Source organism: Blautia parvula, from assembly GCF_020215665.1.
In the GTDB taxonomy this organism is placed as follows: domain Bacteria; phylum Bacillota; class Clostridia; order Lachnospirales; family Lachnospiraceae; genus Blautia; species Blautia celeris.
Map to the genome: position 1 here is coordinate 719,918 of NZ_CP084061.1, position 21,288 is coordinate 741,205.

Consider the following 21,288-nt stretch of genomic DNA (forward strand, 5'->3'; position numbering starts at 1 on the left):
ATGGCAAAAATAATCATTATCGGCGGCGGAGCTGCCGGCATGTTCACATCTGTGTTTCTGGCTGAGAAAGGTCATCAGGTGCATGTGTTTGAAAAAAATGAAAAATTAGGCAAAAAGCTTTTTATTACCGGAAAAGGACGCTGTAATGTCACAAATGACTGTGACCCGGAGACGTTCTTTGAATCCGTGGTATCCAATCCGAAATTTTTGTACAGCGCCTACTATGGGTATACCAGCCAGGATGTGACTGCATTTTTTTCTTCCCTGGGTGTTAAGCTGAAGACGGAAAGGGGAAACAGGGTATTTCCCCTATCGGACCACTCCTCGGATATTATCCGGGCACTGGAGGCCAGGATGCGCGAGGCGGGTGTGAAAGTACATCTGCATGCTGAGGCGGCAGGACTTCTCCTCAAGGACGGCTGCGCTGTGGGAATCAGGCTTTCGGACGGAGCAGAGATTTTGGGAGATAAGGTGATCGTGGCATGCGGAGGATATTCTTATCAGGCCACCGGCTCCACCGGGGACGGCTACCGCTTTGCAAAAGAGGCAGGGCATACGGTTACGGAACTGTTTCCCGCTCTGGTACCTCTGGAGGTCAGGGAGGCTTATGCAGGCCGGATGCAGGGGCTGGCGCTTAAAAATGTCCGTTTTACGGTGAAGGACGGGAAAAAGGTGCTCTATGATGAGTTCGGGGAACTTCTTTTTACACATTTCGGCATCTCCGGACCTTTGGTGTTGACAGCCAGCTCAAAGATCGCGAAAAGGCTGAAAAAGAAAGAGCTGCAGGGATATATTGACGTAAAGGCGGCACTGTCCGAGGAACAGCTCGATGCCAGAATCCTGCGGGATTTTGAAGAGAACAGGAATCGGCAGTTTAAAAACTCCATAGGAGGTCTGTTTCCGGCTAAAATGGAGCCTGTTATGCTGGAGCTTTCCGGGATACCTCCGGAAAAGAAAGTCAATGAGATCACCAGGGAGGAGAGGCGGCATTTTGTCTCTCTGATCAAGGCACTGCCGCTGACCATAACAGGGCTGCGGGATTTTAAGGAAGCGATCATCACCCAGGGCGGTGTGAAGACCGGGGAGATTTCCCCGGGAAGCATGGAGTCAAAAAAAGTTAAGGGTCTTTATTTTATCGGAGAGGTTCTGGACCTGGATGCGGTGACAGGCGGATTCAATCTGCAGATTGCCTGGTCCACGGCATTCGCGGCGGCTTCCTCCATAAATGAGAGTATATAAACAAAGGAGATTTAAAATAAGATGGCATTTAACATTGCGATTGACGGTCCGGCAGGTGCCGGTAAAAGCACCATAGCCAGGGCGCTTGCAAAAAGGCTTTCCTACATCTATGTGGATACAGGGGCCATGTACCGCGCTATGGCGCTTTACTTGCTGAGAGAGGGCATATCCGCAGAGGACAGCGGCAGGATAGAAGAGGCCTGTGAACGTGTGGATATCTCTATTATATATGAGGACAATGTTCAGAAGGTGCTTTTGAACGGCGAGGACGTAAGCAGCCTGATACGCAGCGAGGAGGTTGGGAATATGGCCTCCAAAAGCGCGCAGAACGGCAGAGTCCGGGAGAAGCTGGTAGAGCTGCAGAGACAGCTGGCGGCTAAGACAGATGTGGTGATGGACGGCAGAGACATCGGCACCTGTGTACTGCCCGGGGCAGATGTGAAAATATATCTGACGGCCAGTGTCCACACGAGGGCGGTAAGGCGTTATAAAGAATATCTGGAAAAGGGTATGGAAGCGGATTTGGCTCAGATTGAAGAAGATATCGAGAAGCGGGATCATCAGGATATGAACCGGGAGATCTCGCCGCTTAAGAAGGCAGAGGATGCGGTCCTTCTGGATTCTTCCGACATGACAATTGAGGAAGTTTTGGATGCCATGACCGCTGTCTGTGAAAAGAATAAGAGCTGAAGGAGCTGGGAATGGAAGTAAAAACAGCGAAAAGCGCCGGCTTCTGTTTTGGTGTGAAGCGGGCAGTGGAAAAAGCATATGAGGTTGCCGGGGAGAAAAAATCCGGTGTGTATACCTATGGGTCTATCATTCACAATGAAGAAGTGGTGGGAGATCTGGAAAAGAGAGGTGTCTCGGTTCTGAACAGTGAAGAGGAGCTTAAGGCCCTCTCCGAAGGAACTGTTATCATCCGATCCCATGGAGTGCCGAGAAGGATTTACGAGGTACTCAGGGAAAAAGGACTGGACTATGTGGATGTGACCTGTCCCTTTGTGCTGAAGATCCACAGGATCGTGGAGCGGGAAAGCCGTGCAGGACGTCATATTGTCATCATCGGAAATAAAGACCACCCTGAGGTGGAAGCGACACGGGGCTGGTGTGAAGGTCCTTCCACGGTCATTGAAACAAGGGAAGAGGCCGAAAAATTCCTTCTGGAAGGCCATGAAAAGGTATGTATTGTATCGCAGACGACATTTAATTACAAGAATTTTCAAGAACTAGTTGAAATTTTAGCCAAAAAGAGGTATGATAGACTTGTTTTAAATACGATTTGCAATGCAACCAATGAGCGACAGGCAGAAGCGGCAGAGATTGCAAAGACAGTAGACGCCATGATTGTCATAGGAGGCAAACATAGTTCGAACACCCAAAAGCTGTTCGAGATATGTAAAGGCGTATGTAAAAACACATACTATATACAGACACTTGCTGACTTGGATTCTGATAGTTTTCGATCCATTCAATGTGTAGGTATTACAGCAGGGGCTTCAACCCCAAATAAAATAATTGAGGAGGTTTCAAAACATGTCAGAATTAAGTTTTGAACAGATGTTAGACGAATCATTTAAGACAATCAGAAATGGGGAGGTAGTCGAAGGTACTGTCATCGGTGTTAAAGAAGATGAGATTATCCTGAACATTGGCTATAAAGCAGATGGTATCATCACAAGAAACGAATATTCCAACGATTCTAATCTTGACCTGACTACAGTAGTTTCCGTAGGAGACACCATGGAGGCAAAGGTTCTGAAAGTCAACGACGGCGAAGGACAGGTTCTCTTGACATACAAGAGACTGGCAGCTGAGAAAGGCAATAAGAGACTGGAGGAAGCTTTTGAAAATAAAGAAGTCCTGACAGCAAAAGTAACACAGGTTCTGGACGGCGGTTTAAGTGTTGTCTTAGATGAGGCAAGAGTGTTCATTCCGGCAAGTCTGGTATCCGATTCTTATGAAAAAGACCTGACAAAATATCAGGATCAGGAAATTGACTTTGTGATCACAGAGTTCAACCCGAGAAGACGCCGTATCATCGGTGACCGCAAACAGCTTCTGATGGCTAAAAAAGCTGAGATGCAGAAAGAGCTGTTCGAGAGAATCCATCCGGGTGATGTGGTTGAGGGAACAATCAAAAACGTAACAGATTTCGGTGCTTTCATTGATTTAGGCGGAGCTGACGGCCTGCTTCACATCTCTGAGATGTCCTGGGGCAGAGTGGAGAACCCGAAAAAGGTATTCAAAGCCGGTGAGCCGATCAAAGTGCTGATCAAAGATATCAACGGTGATAAGATCGCCCTGAGCCTGAAATTCGAGGATCAGAACCCATGGCTGGATGCAGCAGAAAAATACGCTGCAGGCAACATCGTGGAAGGCAGAATCGCACGTATGACAGATTTCGGTGCATTCATTGAGCTGGAGCCCGGTGTAGATGCTTTACTGCATGTATCCCAGATTTCCAGAGCACACGTGGACAAACCGTCTGATGTATTATCCGTAGGACAGATCGTTACAGCAAAAGTTGTAGACTTCAACGGAGAAGAGAAAAAGATCAGCCTGAGTATGAAAGCTCTGGAGCCGGCTTCTGAAGACAGAGAAGAAGCTGCTTACGACACAGAGGAATAAGAAACAGAAATAAAAAAGGCGGGAGTGCTGTGCGCATTCTCTGCCCTGTAACATAAAAGGCCGGCAGCGAAGCACATTCGCTGCCGGCCTTATTTCCTTTTTTATCAGACACGTATCTGGCTTTTCAGATATTCAGACAGAAAAGAAATCTGCATTTCCGGATTTCTGAGAAAGCTGTCTGTCCACTGGATATAGCAGTCGCCGGATTCATAGGAGGATTTTAAAAGAGGGATTTGGGGAGCGCCGAAAGCCCGGAGAAAATAACCGCTCACCCTTTTGCAGCAGTTGGAGGCTTTGGCTTTTTCCCGGCAGGCCGGGTCCACGTATACGCCCACACTTTTGTGGACTGCTTCATCTTCCAGTGGAAGATAGTAATAATTCTTATAGTCAGGATAATAATATTTTAAAGTGCCTTCCAAAAGAGGCATTTTCATTTTGCAGCAGTCCTTTTCCAGAGTAACATAAGCGCAGGGCAGTGAAAAAGAGAGCCGGGTGGGAAAGGAGAGCGGAAGCTTCACAGTAAAGAGGACTTCCTGAAGGAGGCTTCCGTCCATGGCCCTGTCTGTCACTGCCGTTATATCCCGCATCCGGAAATTCCCCCTGAGAAGGGCCAGAAGGGCGCCGAAGGCTAAAAGGCAGCCCATGCCCTCCACGTCATCATGATTGTGAAGGAACAGGAGGTTTAAAAGTGTCTGCCCGCCTGTTTTGGCATAGGTGCGGTAGACCTTGATCAGTTCCTTTCCGTCCATAGCGTCCTGCCGTCTGTACCCTGCCAGCGGCTCTAAGGATTTCTGGCGGAAATTTTCGGTCTGCAGGATCGTGCGCAGGGGGCGGAGTGTCCGGTACAGATCCACAGACACAGCGTCTTTGAAGGGCAATGTAAGCCGGTAGCTTTGATATTTGTGCTGCAGGTAGGGAATATCAAAGGTGCTGCCGTTAAAGTGCAGGAAACAGCGTTTCCGGGCGCACAGAGACTGAAAGGCTTCCAGCACGGCGTATTCCTCCTTCTCATTCTCCTTTTGGGCGAGAAACTGTATCATTTCCCATTTCCCGTCTGTACAAAGAGCAGCACCGATCAGATACACCCGGCTGTTTCTATGGCTCAGACCGGTGGTCTCAATATCAAAAAATAAAATGTCATCTTCTTCAATATCTGCGGGAAGAAAGAGTTTAGCACTTTCTGGCATAAATTGATAATTAAATATCTTGTTTGTTAGCATTTTAACAATAACCTTTCTGATTGTATCAAAAATAATACGAAAAATAGCCAAATCATTGTAGCAGTTTTTTGAAAATAATGTTATATTATATAAAGACGTAATAAATACCCAATGGGGCATCTCTGACTTATGTATAGCAAATATGCCCCTGAAGGGACATAAGAAGGAGGCGTCTATGGATTTTAAAGTTGCAGGAATCTCTCTGTATTATATCATAAACTGGTTTTTTATCTATAGTTTTTTAGGATGGGTGTGGGAATCCTGTTACGTTTCTGTAAAATCAAAAAAACCTGTGAACAGAGGCTTTATCAACGGTCCGTTCTGTACCATTTACGGGTTCGGCGCTGTCAGCGTCTATCTGATTCTGAAAGACTTTGATCAGAATCTTCTGGTGCTCTACATAGGAGGCGTGGTGGTTGCCACTGTGCTGGAATATATAACCGGATGGCTCATGGAGACAATCTTCCATACCAGATGGTGGGATTACAGCAAAAAAAAGTGCAACCTGCACGGGTATATCTGTCTCGGTTCTTCCCTTGCCTGGGGTGTCTTCACCGTTCTGCTCTTTGAGGTGTTCCATCCTTTTGTGGAATGGCTGACCAATCTTTACCCTGTTTCCATCGGAAAGATTGCCGTGAGCGTTGTGGCGGTTCTGTACAGTGCGGATTTTGTTACCTCTGCAGTGGCAGCATTCGGCATCAGCAAGAAATTAGCAAAACTGGAGGATATGATGGAGGAGCTGACCGCATACCTGCAGACTACAAAACTATATGAGACAAAAGAAGAAATCAGCGACAGACTGGAAGAAATCAGAGCTTTCAACCTGGCCGAGGCTGCGGAAAAAATCGGTACAAAGAAAGCAGAGTTCTCAAAACTGTTGGAGGAGCGCTTTTCTCTTTCTGAAAATTATCTGGAAAAGAAAGCGGAGCTTGAGAGACGTATGGATGAATTCTCAGAAAAATACTTATCTGCAAGGAAAAAATCCAACATTGTCGGAAAACGTATGATCCATGCTTATCCTGGACTGCGTGCAGAGTTCCGGCGCTATAAAGAAAGAAAAGCCAAAAAACATTAACTGGCTTCTTAATTATTCAATTAAAGGAGGGACTACACATGGCGTTTTTAACCTTTAAGGGCGGCGTACACCCTTATGATGGAAAAGAACTGTCAAAAGACAAGCCTATCACGGATTACCTGCCGAAACAAGAGCTGGTCTATCCGCTATCACAGCACATAGGCGCACCTGCAAAGGCCATTGTGGCAAAAGGTGACCATGTACTGGCCGGGCAGAAAATTGCTGAGACGGGAGGTTTTGTTTCCTCACCCATTCACGCATCCGTTTCCGGTACCGTAACTGCAGTTGGCAAAGTGCGGAACAATATGGGGAACATGGTGGATGCTGTTACTGTGGAGAATGACGGGAAATACGAGAGTATTGAAATGCAGAAAGTGGACTCTCTGGATGCACTTTCCAAAGAGGAGATCATCAAAAGGATTCAGGACGGCGGTGTTGTAGGTATGGGCGGAGCTGGTTTCCCTACCCATGTGAAGCTGTCTCCGAAGGAACCGGACAAAATTGAGTATGTTCTGGTAAACGGAGCGGAATGTGAGCCGTATCTGACCTCAGATTACCGCAGGATGATGGAACAGCCTGAACTGGTAGTGGGAGGGCTGAAATGCATACTGAAGCTTTTTGACAATGCAAAGGGATGTATCTGCATTGAGGACAACAAACCGGATTGTGTCGCAAAGATGACAGAGATCGTAAAGGATGAGCCGCGCATAGAGGTAAAGACCCTCAAGACAAAATACCCTCAGGGCGCTGAGCGCTGTCTGATCAATGCCGTCACGGAGCGGGAGCTGAATTCATCCATGCTTCCTGCGGACGTGGGCTGCGTGGTGGACAATGTGGATACGGTCTGCGCCATCTGCAGGGCTGTCATGGAGGGACGCCCCGTAATAGAGAAGATCGTCACTGTGACAGGGGACGGTATTGCAAATCCCCAGAACTTCCGGGTAAAGACCGGCACCAGTTTCGCGGAACTGATCGAGGCAGCCGGGGGCTTTAAAGGCTCTGTGGAGAAAGTGATCTCCGGCGGCCCCATGATGGGCTTTGCCATGTTTGATTACCATGTGCCCATTGTGAAGACTTCATCTGCCATTCTGTGTCTGACAAAAGACGTGGTGGCAGCCAATGAGGAGTCGGCCTGTATCAACTGCGGGCGCTGCGTCAGCGGATGTCCCGCAAGGCTTGTTCCGTCCCGTCTGGCAACATATGCCGAGGAGGGACAGGAAGAACTTTTTGTGAAATTCAATGGTATGGAGTGTGTGGAGTGCGGATGCTGCAGTTTTGTCTGTCCGGCAAAGAGGCCTCTGACCCAGTCTGTCCGGTCCATGAGAAAAATGGTTCTTGCCAACAGGAAAAAGCCAAAGTAGGAGGAGAATAACATGAGTGACTTATTACATATTTCATCTTCGCCTCATGTGCGGTCGAAGGTGAGCACCAGCGGCATTATGGGCACGGTACTGCTCGCGCTGCTGCCGGCAGCTTTATTTGGTATCTATAATTTCGGGCCTCACGCGCTTCTGCTGATTCTCATATCCATGGCGACCTGCGTGGCTACAGAGGCCGTGTATGAACACTTCATGCACAAAAAACTGACGATCAAAGACTACAGTGCAGCTGTGACCGGCCTTCTTCTGGCCCTGAACCTGCCGCCGTCCGCACCCTGGTGGATTCCGGTCATCGGCGGTGTGTTTGCGGTCTTAGTGGTAAAACAGCTCTTCGGCGGACTGGGACAGAACTTTATGAACCCGGCTCTGGCGGCAAGATGCTTCCTTTTGATCTCTTTTACAGGCAGGATGACAAACTTTGCCGTACCTGAAAGTGCCTGGGGAAATGTGGTGGATACCGTGTCAGGTGCCACCCCTCTGGCAGCTTTAAAGGCAGGGGAGAGTGTTGATATCATGAGCCTGTTTCTGGGCAATGTACAGGGAACCATTGGTGAGACTTCTGCCCTGGCTATTTTGGTCGGCGCGGCCATTCTGCTGGGAACAAAAGTGATTGACTGCAGGATCCCGCTCACCTATATCGGTACCTTTGCCGTATTTGTGCTGCTGTTCGGCGGACACGGCTTTGATATAAACTATCTTGCGGCGCATCTCTTCGGCGGCGGTCTGATGCTGGGTGCCTGGTTCATGGCAACGGATTACGTGACCACACCGATCACGAAAAAGGGACAGTTGGTGTACGGTGTCTGTCTCGGCGTATTTACCGGACTTTTCCGTATTTTCGGCGGTTCAGCGGAAGGTGTTTCCTACGCCATCATTTTCTGCAACCTTCTGGTGCCTCTCATTGAGCGTGTCACCATGCCGGTTGCATTCGGAAAAGGAGGTAAGAAAGCATGAAAAAGAACACGATTTTAAAAGATACGCTGATTCTTACCGTCATAACCCTGATTTCCGGCCTGCTTTTGGGTCTGGTCTATCAGATCACAATAGATCCGATCGCTGAGCAGAAGGAGAAAGAAAAACAGGAGGCTTATATGGCTGTTTTCGCGGACGCAGACTCCTTTGAGCTGTGTGTTCCGGCGGAAGATGCGGATCTGGCAGCTTATCTGTCAGAGAACGGCTACACAGCCCAGACAGTCAACGAAGTGATGAAAGCTCTGGACGCACAGGGCGAAGTGCTGGGATATGCCATCAATATGACCACATCCGAAGGATACGGCGGAGATATTACCTTTTCCATGGGAATCCAGAATGACGGCACCATGAACGGGATTGAAATCCTGGAGATCGGCGAGACTGCCGGCCTTGGCATGAATGCTCAGAAAGATGATTTCAAGAATCAGTTTAAAGATAAAAAAGTCGATAAATTTGAAGTGACCAAAACCGGATCGCAGTCAGACAGCCAGATTGATGCCTTAAGCGGCGCAACCATCACATCCAAGGCTATGACAGGCGGCGTCAATGCCGGTCTGTGTGCATTCCAGTATGTAGTAGAGGAGGCTAAATAGGATGAGAGAAAATTCACCTGCGGAGCGTTTATATAACGGTATCATCAAAGAAAATCCTACCTTTGTCCTGGTACTGGGTATGTGTCCGACTCTGGCAGTTACAACGGCAGCCATCAATGGTATCGGCATGGGCCTTACCACTACCGTGGTGCTCATGATGTCCAATCTGTTCATTTCCCTTCTTCGGAATATCATTCCGGATAAGGTGCGTATGCCCGCTTACATTGTGATCGTGGCATCCTTTGTTACTGTGGTACAGCTTTTGCTGGAAGGATTCATCCCTTCCCTCTATGATTCCCTGGGAATCTATATTCCCCTTATCGTAGTAAACTGTATCATTCTGGGAAGAGCGGAATCTTTCGCTTCCAAGAATACTCCTGTGGCTTCCATCTTCGACGGTATCGGCATGGGTCTTGGCTTTACCCTTTCCATTACCATCCTGGCAGCTTTCCGTGAACTGATCGGTGCGGGAACCGTGTTCGGATTCCAGGTTATGCCGGGCGCTTATGAGCCGGCAACGATTTTCATCCTGGCACCGGGAGCCTTTTTCGTACTGGCATTTCTGGCAGCCCTGCGCGCCAGAATACAGGATAAGAAGCCAAAAGAAGAACAGCATCCTGTACACTGTATGGAAGGTGGCTGTGCAACCTGCGGCAACAAATCCTGCAGCGGCAAATTTTACGACAACACGGAGAAGAAATAGGAGGATAGGAGCATGAAAGAATTATTGATTATTGCGGTCGGCGCTGCAGTAGTAAACAACGTTGTGCTGAGCCAATTCCTGGGATTGTGTCCGTTCTTCGGCGTTTCCAAGAAAATTGAGACCGCAGCGGGTATGGGCGGAGCAGTTGTCTTTGTTATCACACTGTCCTCCCTGGTCACCAGTCTGATTTATAAGTATCTGCTGGCAAATCCACATGTGAATATGCAGTTCCTGCAGACCATTGTCTTTATTCTGGTCATTGCAGCCCTGGTACAGTTCGTGGAGATGTTCCTGAAAAAGTCCATGCAGGCCCTTTATCAGAGTCTGGGTGTGTATCTGCCTTTGATCACCACCAACTGCGCGGTTCTCGGCGTAGCGGTCATCAATGTGCAGAAGGAGTACAACGTGCTTCAGAGTACCGTAAATGGTTTTGCCACAGCCGTTGGCTTCACCATCTCCATTGTACTTATGGCGGGTCTGCGTGAGAAGATGGAATACAATGATATTCCGAAATATTTCCAGGGATTTCCCATGGTACTGTTGACAGCCGGTCTGATGGCCATTGCTTTCTTTGGCTTCTCCGGCATAATCTAAGGAGGCGCGAGATATGGTTACAGGAATTGTAATTGCGGCGGTTTTGGTAGGCGGTGTAGGCCTCTTTATCGGAGTGTTCCTGGGAGTAGCAGGAAAGAAATTTGCCGTAGAAGTAGATGAAAAAGAAATATTAGTCAGGGAAGAGCTTCCGGGCAACAACTGCGGCGGCTGTGGATATCCGGGCTGCGACGGCCTTGCAGCAGCGATCGCAAAAGGCGAGGCGCCTGTGAACGCCTGTCCCGTAGGCGGTGCGCCTGTGGCAGCCAAGATCGGTGCAGTCATGGGAGAAGAAGTGGGAGAGACAGTGCGCATGACTGCATTCGTAAAATGTGCCGGTGACTGTGAAAAGACGACGGAATTATACGAATATACAGGCGTTTCGGATTGTAAAATGATCTCCCAGATGCAGAACGGCGGAGCAAAATCCTGCAGCTTTGGCTGTCTGGGTTCCGGAAGTTGTGTCAAGGTTTGTCCTTTTGACGCGATACATATAGTGAACGGCATTGCTCTTGTGGACAAGGAAAAATGTAAAGCCTGCGGAAAATGTGTGGCAGCCTGTCCAAGACATCTGATCGAGCTGATCCCTTATGAGCAGAAGCACGCGGTCGCCTGCAGCTCCAAAGAAAAAGGAAAAGCAGTCATGAATGCCTGCAAGGTGGGCTGTATCGCCTGCAAAAAATGTGAGCGAGAATGTCCGGCACAGGCCATCACCATTGAGGACAATCTGGCGCACATTGATTCTGAAAAATGCACCAACTGCGGCAAGTGTCAGGAAACCTGCCCGAGAAAGATTATCTGCTGATGAATAAGAAACAAATATTTATTTTCATATGTCTGACTGCAGTCTGCCTTTTGGTGGGCGGCTGCGGTCAGAAAAAAAGGGACATGGTGTCAAAAAAGGGATTCTTTTTTGACACCATGATTTCTGTTTCCATCCTTTGTGAGGAGCAGGAGCAGGGAGAGCGTGTGCTGGATGAGGCATTTGCCAAATGTGCTGAATATGAGGATATATTCAGCCGGACAAAAGAAAACAGTGAGCTTTACCGTCTGAATCACAGAACAGAGAGCGAGGCAGTGGTGTCCGAGGATTTATATGCGCTGCTCTCCTGTGCGAAGGAGTATTATGAGGTGACAGGCGGAAGATTTGATATCTCAGTGGCGCCGCTGTCGGATCTGTGGGATTTTAAAAATGAAGATCCAAAGGTTCCCGATGAGGAGGAGATAAAAAAGACACTTGAAAAAGTGGGGTATTCCCGGGTGCATCTGGAAGCAGGGGATAAAGTGAAATTTGATGATCCGAATACCATGCTGGATTTGGGCGCGCTGGCCAAGGGGTATATTGCGGACAGGCTGAAGGAGTATCTGGTATCAGAGGGAATCGAGAGCGGGTATATCAATCTGGGGGGGAATGTGCTGACCATCGGGGAAAAAGAGGATGGGAGTCCCTGGGAGATTGGGATACAGAAGCCTTTTGCCGAGAGGAATGAGATTGTGGCTTATGTGGATGCGGCGGGGAGTTCCGTGGTGTCGTCAGGGATTTATGAGAGGTACTTTGAAGCTGACGGAGAGTTGTATTACCATGTGCTGGACCCGGAAACAGGATATCCGGTGGAGACGGATCTGGCGCAGGTGACGATTTTGTCAAAGAGTTCGCTTGAGGGGGATGCGCTTAGTACCAGTTGTCTGATACTTGGGTATGAGAAAGGGAGGAAATTGATTGAGAATACGGCGGGGGTTGAGGCTGTGTTTGTGAGGAAAGATGGGAAGGTGGAGGCTACGGATGGGGTGGAGCTTAAAGGGGATGGAAAAGACTGACACCCCGCCCTCCCCGTCTTATCCCGTCCCCATTGCCACCAAAATCCCCCTCTTGCGAACGTATATTTGCATTTTGGTTCTTCTTATGTTAGAATGTTAAAATGAAAATGAAAAAAAGAGATATAGGACTGATTGGCATTGTATTGCTGATCGCTTTTTTATGCTGGTTTATTCCCTATGTACGGGGGCAGTTTACATATGAAAAGGCACAGCTTCGTATTACCGTGGACGGGGAAGAGTATGGGGTGTTTTCGCTGGAGGAAGACCAGGTCATCCGTATAGGGGATACGAATGTGTGTGAGATAAAGGATGGGTATGTGACGATGACGGAGGCGGACTGTCCGGATCATCTCTGTATGAAGCAGAAGAGGATTTCAAAGACCGGCGGTACGATTGTCTGTCTGCCTAACCGGGTAGTGTTGGAGATTGTAAGCAGGGAGTCCTCGGAGGGGCCAGATGTGGTGGCGTCATAGAGAGAGGATAAGATTCAAGGGCAGCGGTGTAAGACTGTTGAGGATGCAGGGAGATAAGGATATGAAGAAGACAGCGTATATGGGGCTGTTTGCAGCGGTTGCCATTATATTTGGGTATGTGGAGACCCTGCTGCCTGTTTTTGCGGGCATTCCCGGGATTAAGCTGGGGCTGGCAAATCTGGTCACTGTGATTCTGCTGTACCTTTTCGGATGGAGAGAGGCGGCAGTTGTCTCTTTTATCAGAATACTGGTGATTGGGTTTATGTTTGGAAATCTGTTTTCCATATTGTTCAGTCTGGCAGGGGCGGGGCTGAGCCTGCTGGTCATGGTGCTCTTGAAAAAGAACGGCGGTTTTTCCGTGGCAGGTGTGAGTATTGCCGGCGGTGTGACACACAATATCGGACAGATTCTGATCGCAGTCTGCGTGGTGGAGAATGTGAATCTTTTTTACTATCTTCCTGTACTTCTCATAGCAGGGCTTCTGACCGGACTGCTGATTGGTATTCTGTCCGGTGAGATTATGAAACGAATACCTGGAAAGGACTTGACATGATTGCATACTTAAAAGGCGAAGTAGTTGAAATAGAAGAGGAAAAACTGATTCTGGAGTGCGGAAATATAGGATATAATATCTCCATGCCCGCCTCCGCCCTGGACGGAACCCTGCGTCCGGGACAGGAAGTGAAAATACATACACATCTCCATGTGCGGGAGGATGCCATGCAGTTGTATGGCTTTCTCACGCGGGATGATCTGAAAATGTTCCGGATGCTTCTTGGTGTCAGCGGGATCGGGCCGAAGGCGGCTCTTGGGATTCTCTCCGGGCTGTCCGCAGATGAGCTGCGTTTTGCAGTGCTTTCGGATGATGTGAAGACGATTTCCAGAGCGCCCGGTGTGGGGAAGAAGACAGCGCAGAAGATGATCCTGGAACTGAAGGACAAGCTGGACCTACAAGAGGCGTTTGATACGAAGACCATGCATGTGCAGGAAGCCTCCCAGACGGAGACCGGGGACCTTGTGGATGCCAAAAAGGAAGCTGTGCAGGCCCTCACCGCGCTTGGGTATTCCGGCAGCGAGGCTTTGCGGGCTGTGAAGCAGGTGGATGTGACTTCCCACATGAACGTGGAGGAGATACTGAAACTGGCATTGAAAAAAATGAATTTTTAGCGGGATGAGAGCATGGATAAAAAAAGAGTGATTACCACAGACGTAATAGAAGAAGACTTGAAAATAGAGGGAAATCTGCGCCCGCAGTACCTGGATGACTATATCGGCCAGGAGAAGGCAAAGAATAACCTGAAGGTATACATAGAAGCTGCAAAACAGAGAAATGATGCGCTGGACCATGTGCTGTTCTACGGCCCTCCGGGACTGGGCAAGACCACACTGGCAGGTATTATAGCTAATGAGCTGGGTGTACATATGAAAGTGACCAGCGGTCCGGCCATTGAAAAGCCCGGGGAGATGGCGGCAATCCTCAATAACCTGCAGGAGCATGATGTGCTTTTTGTAGATGAGATCCACAGGCTGAACCGACAGGTGGAAGAAGTGCTCTATCCGGCCATGGAGGACTATGCCATTGACATTATGATAGGAAAGGGCACGGCTGCCCGTTCCATCCGTCTGGACCTTCCGAAATTTACTTTGGTGGGGGCCACTACCAGGGCAGGTCTTCTGACTGCGCCTCTTCGTGACCGGTTCGGGGTGGTACATCACCTGGAATTTTACACGGAAGAGGAGTTGAAGACCATTATACTGCATTCTGCAAATGTGCTTGGAGTGGAGATTGACGAGGAGGGGGCCTGGGAGATGGCAAAACGTTCCCGTGGGACCCCGAGGCTTGCAAACCGGCTTTTAAAGAGAGTCAGAGACTTTGCCCAGGTGCGGTATGACGGGAAGATTACAAAAGAGGTTGCTGATTTTGCCATGGACCTTCTGGAGGTGGACAGATATGGGCTTGACCAGACAGACCGGCTTCTGCTCACCACTGTGATTCAGCGTTTTTCCGGCGGACCTGTGGGTCTGGATACTCTTGCCGCGGCTATCGGTGAGGATTCCGGCACCATTGAGGACGTCTACGAACCTTATCTGATCAAGAATGGATTTCTGCTCCGTACCCCCAGAGGAAGGGTGGCAAGCGAGCTGGCATACCACCATTTGGGGCTGAATCAGACAGGGGAATGAGAAAAAGGTTGTTTTTCTGCATATTTCGATTATAATAGACAGTGGAAATAAAATGCAGATGATGGAAAGGGCGCTTTGCGGACTTTCTGTTGTCATGAATGAAAATCGGGAGGAGCCCTTGAATGGCAGTAAAGAATACTACACAGGTTTTAATCGGAGGCAAGATTATTACCCTGAGCGGATATGAAAGTGAAGAATACCTGCAGAAGGTTGCATCTTATATGAATAATAAAATGACGGAACTGGGACAGCTCCCAGGTTACAGCCGTCAGTCCGTGGAGACAAAACACACACTTTTGAGCCTGAATGTGGCAGATGATTACTTTAAGGCCAAACGTCAGGCGGAGATTTTCGAGGAGGACCTGGAGGCAAAGGACAGAGAAATGTATGATCTGAAGCATGACCTGATCACCAGCCAGGTACAGCTTGAGAATGCCAGAAAAGACGTGGCGCTGAAGAATGAGCAGATGGATAAGCTGCAGAACAGAATAGAGGAACTGGAAAAAGAACTGGAAGAATTTTTAAAACAATAGTGAGCATGCTTAAAACTTCCGGAACACAGAATGATAGGGCGCGCTTCGGACAGAAGTAACACGCCCTTTTTCTATCAACAGGAATTTTGGAGGAGACAGATTATGAGAGCAGAACTGCTGGCACCTGCCGGTTCTTATGAGGGGCTTCGTGCCGCTGTCCAAGCGGGGGCGGATGCGGTCTATATTGGAGGTCAGATGTTCGGGGCCAGGGCGTACGCCAACAACCCGGACACAGACGAACTGCTTGAAGCCATTGATTTTACCCACCTGCACGGAAAGAAAATATATATGACCGTGAATACTCTGCTTAAAAACAGAGAGCTGGAAGAACAGTTGTACACCTATCTGGCTCCTTATTATGAACAGGGCGTGGACGCTGTCATTGTACAGGACTATGGCGTTCTCTCTTTTATCAGAAGGGAATTTCCCGGGCTGCCCATCCATGTGAGTACCCAGATGGCGGTGACCGGGCCGAAGGGGGCAGCTCTTATGAAGGAGGCAGGGGCATCCAGGATCGTGACTGCCCGTGAGCTGTCCCTTCAGGAGATTCGTGAGATCTATGAGGAGACAGGGATGGAGATTGAGAGCTTTATTCACGGCGCACTCTGTTACTCCTATTCCGGTATGTGCCTGTTCTCCAGTATGCTGGGAGGAAGAAGCGGCAACAGGGGAAGATGTGCACAGCCCTGCAGGCTTCCCTATGAAGTGTACGACGGAGAGAAAAGGCTGGGAAGTAAGAAGGAGGAATATCCTCTGAGTCCAAAAGATATGTGCACCATTGACATTCTGCCGGAGATCTTGGACGCGGGAGTCTATTCCCTGAAAATAGAGGGGCGCATGAAAAAGCCGGAATATGCGGCAGGCGTCACAAGGATTTACCGAAAATATCTGGATCTGTATAAAGAGAACCCCAAAAGCTTTCGTGTCCTGGACAGCGACAGGCAGGAGCTTTTAAAGTTATACCAGAGAGATGGGTTCAACGAGGGCTATTATAAACAGCACAATGGCAGAAATATGATGGCTGTGCAGAATCTAAAGGCCCGGGACAGCCGGGAAAAGGGACCGGGAAAACGGGATGAAGACTTATTTTCGCAATTGAAAGTTCAATATGTTGACAAGAAATTGCAAGAAAAAATTTACGGAAATGTAATCCTCTTTTGCGGCAGCCCTGCTATACTGGATTTGGAGTACGGAAACCGCCACGTACAGGTGGAAGGGGAAACCGTACAGGAAGCCAGGAAGCAGCCCCTTGACGCAGAACGGGTGAAAAAGCAGATGGAGAAGACAGGGAACACCCCGTTTGTATTTGAACACTTGGATGTGCAGACAGATGAGCAGGGATTTCTGCCCATGCAGAGTCTGAATGAATTGCGCAGAAAAGGCCTGGAAGCGCTGGAAAAAGAGTGCCTGCAGCCCTTCAGACGCGTGCTGGATGTACGGAGGATGGATGGCGGGGAGAAGAAAACATCCCCAAAACCGGAAAAAAGCAGGGGTTCCAAAAAGTTTTACGTGTCTGTGGAGACATGGGAACAAATGGAGGAGGCCTTGAGACGGCCGGAAGTGGATGGTATTTACTGCAGCATATCCATGTTCTGGGGCGATAGTTTTGAGGAAAAGACCAGGTATGCCGTGGAGTATATAAAGGAATTCGGCAAGGAGTGTTATCTGGCATTTCCCTATATCCAGAGAGAGAAAAATCTGGAGAGCAAAGAGGCAGAACTTATGAATCTGGCGGGGTGTCTGGATGGGTTCCTGGTGCGGAATCTGGAAGAGCTGGGGTATGTAAAGAGTCTGGGACTTGCAGAGAAAGCGGTGTGTGATCACTCTTTATATGCGTTTAATGACGCGTCAAAAGCTTTTCTGGAAGACCGGGGTGTGCTGCGCACCACGGTTCCTTTGGAGCAGAACGGCGGGGAGATACGCCGCAGAGATAATGCGGGCAGCGAGTGGATTGTCTACGGGTATTACCCTATGATGATATCTGCCCAGTGTCTGAAGAAGACATATAACGCCTGTGATAAAAAGAGCGGAACTGTGCGGCTGAAAGACAGGTACGGGAATTATTTTACCGCCCAGTGCGTGTGTGATTTCTGTTATAATGTGATTTACAACAGCGTTCCCACAGGTCTTTTAAAGGAGGCAGAGCAGATAAAAGCCTTATCTGTTTCGGCATTCCGTATGAACTTTACGATAGAAGGGAAAGCTGAAACTGGAAGACTGCTCGATTTGTTTCTGGATGTTTACAAGAAAAATAAAGACGTGCCGGATCAGGTGCCTGAATTTACAAAAGGGCATTTTAAACGGGGCGTGGAGTAGGTGAAGATTTGATTAATTTAATTGTAGAACTTTCAAAATATCTGCTGCTTATACTGGCGGCTCTCTATACGCTGGAGAGTTTCAGTGTGTTTAAATACAAGGCTGAGGATGATAAGCGGTATATTTTAAGAAAACAGCTTATTGTGATCTTCTTCATGGATTTTGTGGCTTTCCTTGTTATTTTCCTGAAGACGGAAAAGATGGAAGTCATATATTTCTTTGGAGCACAGCTTTTGTATTTTATTGTGGTTCAGGTACTTTACCGAATCTTTTACAAGAAGGCGTCATTGCTTTTGCTGAACCATATGTGCATGCTGCTCTCTGTGGGCTTTATCATGCTGGCAAGGCTGGATACGGAATCTGCGGTGCGGCAGTTTCAGATCGTGGTGATCGCTACGGTTATTGCCATGGTGATACCGGTCATGATAAGAAAACTGACCTTTTTAAATAAGTGGACTTGGTTCTATGCCGGGGCGGGCATGCTGCTGCTTCTGGTAGTTCTGGTCCTGGGCAAGAATGTCAACGGGGCGAAGATCAATATTTCTCTGGGCGGATTCGCGTTCCAGCCCTCGGAGTTTGTGAAAATCATCTTTGTATTTTTTGTTGCCTGCAGGCTGTACAGGAAAAGAGCTACGTTTCAGGATCATGTGATCACAACGGCAGTGGCTGCCGCTTATGTGCTGGTACTGGTCATATCCAAGGACCTTGGAAGTGCTCTGGTTTTTTTCATCACATACGTGGTCATGCTGTATGTGGCTACCAAAAAGCCTCTGTATCTGCTGGCGGGGCTTGGCTCCGGCTGCGTGGCGGCTGTGGGCGCCTACTTCCTCTTCGGACATGTGCGCCAGAGGGTAGTTGCCTGGAAAAATCCCTTCTCTGTCTATGAAGGGGCGGGATATCAAATTGTACAGGGGCTGTTTGCCATCGGTACAGGAAGTCTGTTTGGCATGGGGCTTTGCCAGGGTTCCCCCAATATGATTCCCTTTGTTAAGCAGGACTATATGTTTGCTGCGATCTGTGAGGAGATGGGGGTTCTCTTTGCCATGTGCCTGATCCTGATCTGTATGAGTATGTTTTTGCTGGTGGTGAATATCTCCCTGCAGATCAAGAAACCGTTTTATAAACTGATCGCGCTGGGACTGGGAACGGAATATGCGTTTCAGGTGTTTCTTACCATCGGCGGTGTGACAAAATTTATCCCCATGACGGGAATCACCCTTCCCCTTGTCAGCTACGGCGGAAGCTCTGTGTTAAGCACGATCATCATGCTGGCGATTATCCAGGGGTTATATATTTTGAGAGAAGACGAGGATGAAGAACTTGAAAAGCAGAAAGAAAAAAGAAGAGAAGCGTCTCTTAAAGGAAGAGAAGGCGTTAGAGAAAAAAGAATTAAAGGCTAAGAAGGCCCGGAACCGGGAATATGCCATAGTCAGTTATTTTTTCGTATGCATCTTTATTTCTTTGATTGGCTATATGGTTTATTTCCAGGTGGTGAAGCGGGAGGGCGTGATCAGCAGTCCCTATAACACCAGGCAGGACCAGTTTGAGGACCGGGTGGTCCGCGGCAGCATCCTGTCCTCTGACGGACAGACTCTGGCCTATACACAGGTAAATGACGACGGTTCGGAAACCAGGGTATATCCCTACAGCAATGTGTTTGCCCATGTGGTTGGATATGATGCCAACGGCAAAAACGGCTTGGAATCCCTGGCGAATTTCCAGCTCATGACTTCCCATGACGGCTATCTCTCACAGGCGGCTAATGAACTGAAAAGTGAAAAGAACCTGGGAGACAATGTGGTCAGCACCCTGAATGCCTCCCTGCAGCAGACAGCCTATAATGCTCTGGGAGACAACAGAGGCGCTGTTGTGGTCATGGACCCTCGAACAGGAGCGGTTCTGGCATCTGTGAGTAAGCCGGATTTCAATCCCAATACAGTGGCCCAGGACTGGGATTATCTGGTCAGCGACAACTCAAACAGCAGCCTGCTGAACCGGGCAACACAGGGCGCTTATCCGCCGGGGTCCACATTCAAGATCGTCACAGCCCTGGCCTACCTGAAAGCCCACGGCAGCATAGACGGCTATTATTATAACTGTGACGGCAGCATTACCATGGATGACCATACTATCACCTGCTATGACGGGGAAGTGCACGGGGAGGAGGATTTCACCACGGCTTTCGCGGAATCCTGCAACAGTGCCTTTGCCAGCATCGGTGTGGATCTGGGAAAATCAAAGCTGACACAGACGGCGGAGAGCCTTTTATTTAACAGCAAGCTCCCCGTTCCCATTGAATACAACAAGAGCAGATTCGACTTGGGTGAGCATCCGGGCAACCCGCTCCTTATGCAGACCTCCATCGGTCAGGGAAACACCCTGGTCTCTCCCATGCATATGGCCATGATCGTCAGTGCCATTGCCAATGACGGCGTGCTGATGAAACCATATTATGTGGACCATATAGAGAATGTGAACGGGGATGTGGTGAAGTCCACCAAGCCGGCGGAATACAAACAGCTTATGGAGAGCAGTGAGGCCCGTGTGATGCAGAACCTTATGGAAGAGGTGGTAAACAGAGGAACCGCGTCCTCCTTAAGCGGCGAGAACTACAGCGCCGCCGGCAAGACAGGATCCGCGGAGTATTACGGTGCAGACGGGGACATAAAGACCCATTCCTGGTTTGTAGGATACTCCACCATGGGAGATGCCCAGATCGCCATCGCAGTCATAGCAGAAGGCGCCGGAACCGGCAGCTCCGTAGCAGTCCCCATTGCCCATGAGGTCTTCAATGAATTTTATTATTAGATTTATATAACTTTCCGCCCTGCACCCTTATTTTACCCACTATGAAACGCATACGGGAAAGCTAAAAACCAGGAAGAGGGAGGGAGCAGGTTAGCTCCGTGGCAGCGCAACGCTTCGCTCACAGACATTCATCCCCGCTCCCTCCCTCTTCCGTCCGCCTTAACTCCCCCCCATTGCAGTTTCCATTTATCCCTTGCACAGGTATCCAAAAAGAGGTATACTGATAACAACGAAACACAACGCTGGCCCGGAAAAGGGTCGTACAGGAGGACTTGCACTATGATTGAAGCAACGAGCTGTGGCGGGGTGGTAATATATCGGGGAAAGATACTGACCCTGTACAAATCCTATAAGCACAAATATGAGGGCTGGGTTTTGCCAAAGGGTACAGTAGAGGAAGGCGAAGACTATAAGGATACGGCACTGCGCGAAGTGAAGGAGGAGGCAGGTGTAGCAGCTAATATCATCAAATATGTAGGAAAAAGCCAGTATAGTTTTTGTGTGCCGGAAGATACTGTGGAAAAGGATGTCTACTGGTATCTCATGGCCGCCAGCAGCTATTACAGCCGGCCCCAGAGAGACGAATATTTTGTAGATTCCGGTTTTTACAAGTTCCATGAAGCTTACCATCTATTACGGTTTTCCAACGAAAAGCAGATTCTGGAAAAGGCTTATAATGAATACCTGGATTTGAAAAAATCAAATCTGTGGGGAAACAAAAAGTATTTTTAGTTATTCAGCTGATGAGAAGGGACT

22 protein-coding genes are annotated in these 21,288 nt (G+C 48.8%); 21 read left to right on the forward strand and 1 reads right to left on the reverse strand.

What is annotated here, in order from left to right:
• Genes LC508_RS03435 through rpsA form a run of 4 tightly spaced genes read left to right on the forward strand, consistent with a single transcriptional unit; the run spans position 1 to position 3,867 of the window.
• Entirely contained in the window at positions 1-1,239 is a 1,239-nt protein-coding gene (locus LC508_RS03435) for a BaiN/RdsA family NAD(P)/FAD-dependent oxidoreductase (protein ID WP_103732073.1), read from the forward strand.
• Between the two features lie 21 nt (positions 1,240-1,260).
• The gene (cmk, locus tag LC508_RS03440; protein WP_054351280.1) at positions 1,261-1,929 is read left to right on the forward strand and encodes a (d)CMP kinase; all 669 of its coding nucleotides are present in this window, start codon (positions 1,261-1,263) and stop codon (positions 1,927-1,929) included.
• 11 nt (positions 1,930-1,940) lie between these two features.
• Positions 1,941-2,792 (forward strand): 4-hydroxy-3-methylbut-2-enyl diphosphate reductase, encoded by an 852-nt coding sequence (ispH, locus tag LC508_RS03445; RefSeq protein ID WP_033141756.1) that lies wholly within the window; start codon positions 1,941-1,943, stop codon positions 2,790-2,792.
• Entirely contained in the window at positions 2,773-3,867 is a 1,095-nt protein-coding gene (rpsA, locus tag LC508_RS03450; RefSeq protein WP_033141755.1) for a 30S ribosomal protein S1, read from the forward strand. The genes ispH and rpsA overlap by 20 nt, the downstream gene beginning before the upstream one ends.
• 104 nt (positions 3,868-3,971) lie before the next feature.
• On the opposite strand, the gene LC508_RS03455 is transcribed toward rpsA, so the two are convergent.
• Positions 3,972-5,087 carry a ribonuclease H-like domain-containing protein gene (locus LC508_RS03455; protein ID WP_158587289.1) on the reverse strand — a complete coding sequence of 372 codons (1,116 nt, stop codon included), beginning with the start codon at positions 5,085-5,087 and terminating at the stop codon, positions 3,972-3,974.
• A gap of 175 nt (positions 5,088-5,262) precedes the next feature.
• Here LC508_RS03455 and LC508_RS03460 point away from each other — a divergent pair, with 175 nt between their 5' ends.
• The 17 genes from LC508_RS03460 (at position 5,263) to LC508_RS03540 (ending at position 21,264) form a co-directional block, all read left to right on the forward strand.
• Positions 5,263-6,162, forward strand: a complete 900-nt coding sequence (locus tag LC508_RS03460; RefSeq protein WP_033141754.1) for a putative ABC transporter permease — start codon at positions 5,263-5,265, stop codon at positions 6,160-6,162.
• Between the two features lie 38 nt (positions 6,163-6,200).
• A complete protein-coding gene (rsxC, locus tag LC508_RS03465; RefSeq protein WP_103732071.1) occupies positions 6,201-7,523 on the forward strand; it encodes an electron transport complex subunit RsxC in 1,323 nt (440 codons plus the stop codon).
• A gap of 12 nt (positions 7,524-7,535) precedes the next feature.
• Positions 7,536-8,495, forward strand: coding sequence for an RnfABCDGE type electron transport complex subunit D (locus LC508_RS03470; RefSeq protein ID WP_033141752.1), 960 nt, complete (start codon positions 7,536-7,538; stop codon positions 8,493-8,495).
• Positions 8,492-9,106: an RnfABCDGE type electron transport complex subunit G gene (locus tag LC508_RS03475; RefSeq protein ID WP_033141751.1), complete on the forward strand. Its 615-nt coding sequence runs from the start codon at positions 8,492-8,494 to the stop codon at positions 9,104-9,106. Before LC508_RS03470 ends, LC508_RS03475 begins: the two co-directional genes overlap by 4 nt.
• Position 9,107: 1 nt before the next feature.
• Positions 9,108-9,809 carry an electron transport complex subunit RsxE gene (gene rsxE, locus LC508_RS03480; protein WP_033141750.1) on the forward strand — a complete coding sequence of 234 codons (702 nt, stop codon included), beginning with the start codon at positions 9,108-9,110 and terminating at the stop codon, positions 9,807-9,809.
• A 12-nt stretch (positions 9,810-9,821) separates the two neighbouring features.
• Positions 9,822-10,403: an electron transport complex protein RnfA gene (locus LC508_RS03485; RefSeq protein WP_033141749.1), complete on the forward strand. Its 582-nt coding sequence runs from the start codon at positions 9,822-9,824 to the stop codon at positions 10,401-10,403.
• A 13-nt stretch (positions 10,404-10,416) separates the two neighbouring features.
• Positions 10,417-11,205 carry an RnfABCDGE type electron transport complex subunit B gene (locus tag LC508_RS03490; RefSeq protein ID WP_033141748.1) on the forward strand — a complete coding sequence of 263 codons (789 nt, stop codon included), beginning with the start codon at positions 10,417-10,419 and terminating at the stop codon, positions 11,203-11,205.
• Positions 11,205-12,218 (forward strand): FAD:protein FMN transferase, encoded by a 1,014-nt coding sequence (locus LC508_RS03495; protein WP_118593991.1) that lies wholly within the window; start codon positions 11,205-11,207, stop codon positions 12,216-12,218. Before LC508_RS03490 ends, LC508_RS03495 begins: the two co-directional genes overlap by 1 nt.
• A gap of 101 nt (positions 12,219-12,319) precedes the next feature.
• Positions 12,320-12,691 (forward strand): NusG domain II-containing protein, encoded by a 372-nt coding sequence (locus LC508_RS03500; RefSeq protein WP_186971070.1) that lies wholly within the window; start codon positions 12,320-12,322, stop codon positions 12,689-12,691.
• Between the two features lie 61 nt (positions 12,692-12,752).
• The gene (locus tag LC508_RS03505; protein WP_033141838.1) at positions 12,753-13,244 is read left to right on the forward strand and encodes a Gx transporter family protein; all 492 of its coding nucleotides are present in this window, start codon (positions 12,753-12,755) and stop codon (positions 13,242-13,244) included.
• Entirely contained in the window at positions 13,241-13,858 is a 618-nt protein-coding gene (ruvA, locus tag LC508_RS03510) for a Holliday junction branch migration protein RuvA (RefSeq protein ID WP_054351287.1), read from the forward strand. The genes LC508_RS03505 and ruvA overlap by 4 nt, the downstream gene beginning before the upstream one ends.
• Positions 13,859-13,870: 12 nt before the next feature.
• Positions 13,871-14,875 (forward strand): Holliday junction branch migration DNA helicase RuvB, encoded by a 1,005-nt coding sequence (gene ruvB, locus LC508_RS03515; RefSeq protein ID WP_033141745.1) that lies wholly within the window; start codon positions 13,871-13,873, stop codon positions 14,873-14,875.
• 122 nt (positions 14,876-14,997) lie between these two features.
• The gene (locus LC508_RS03520) at positions 14,998-15,408 is read left to right on the forward strand and encodes a cell division protein ZapA (RefSeq protein ID WP_033141744.1); all 411 of its coding nucleotides are present in this window, start codon (positions 14,998-15,000) and stop codon (positions 15,406-15,408) included.
• Between the two features lie 102 nt (positions 15,409-15,510).
• Positions 15,511-17,724, forward strand: coding sequence for a U32 family peptidase (locus LC508_RS03525; protein WP_103732090.1), 2,214 nt, complete (start codon positions 15,511-15,513; stop codon positions 17,722-17,724).
• Between the two features lie 8 nt (positions 17,725-17,732).
• A complete protein-coding gene (locus LC508_RS03530) occupies positions 17,733-19,124 on the forward strand; it encodes an FtsW/RodA/SpoVE family cell cycle protein (RefSeq protein WP_033141742.1) in 1,392 nt (463 codons plus the stop codon).
• Entirely contained in the window at positions 19,036-20,532 is a 1,497-nt protein-coding gene (locus LC508_RS03535; protein ID WP_103732088.1) for a peptidoglycan D,D-transpeptidase FtsI family protein, read from the forward strand. Before LC508_RS03530 ends, LC508_RS03535 begins: the two co-directional genes overlap by 89 nt.
• A gap of 279 nt (positions 20,533-20,811) precedes the next feature.
• On the forward strand, positions 20,812-21,264 hold the full coding sequence (locus tag LC508_RS03540; protein WP_033141740.1) for an NUDIX hydrolase: 453 nt from the start codon (positions 20,812-20,814) through the stop codon (positions 21,262-21,264).
• Positions 21,265-21,288 lie beyond the last annotated feature (24 nt).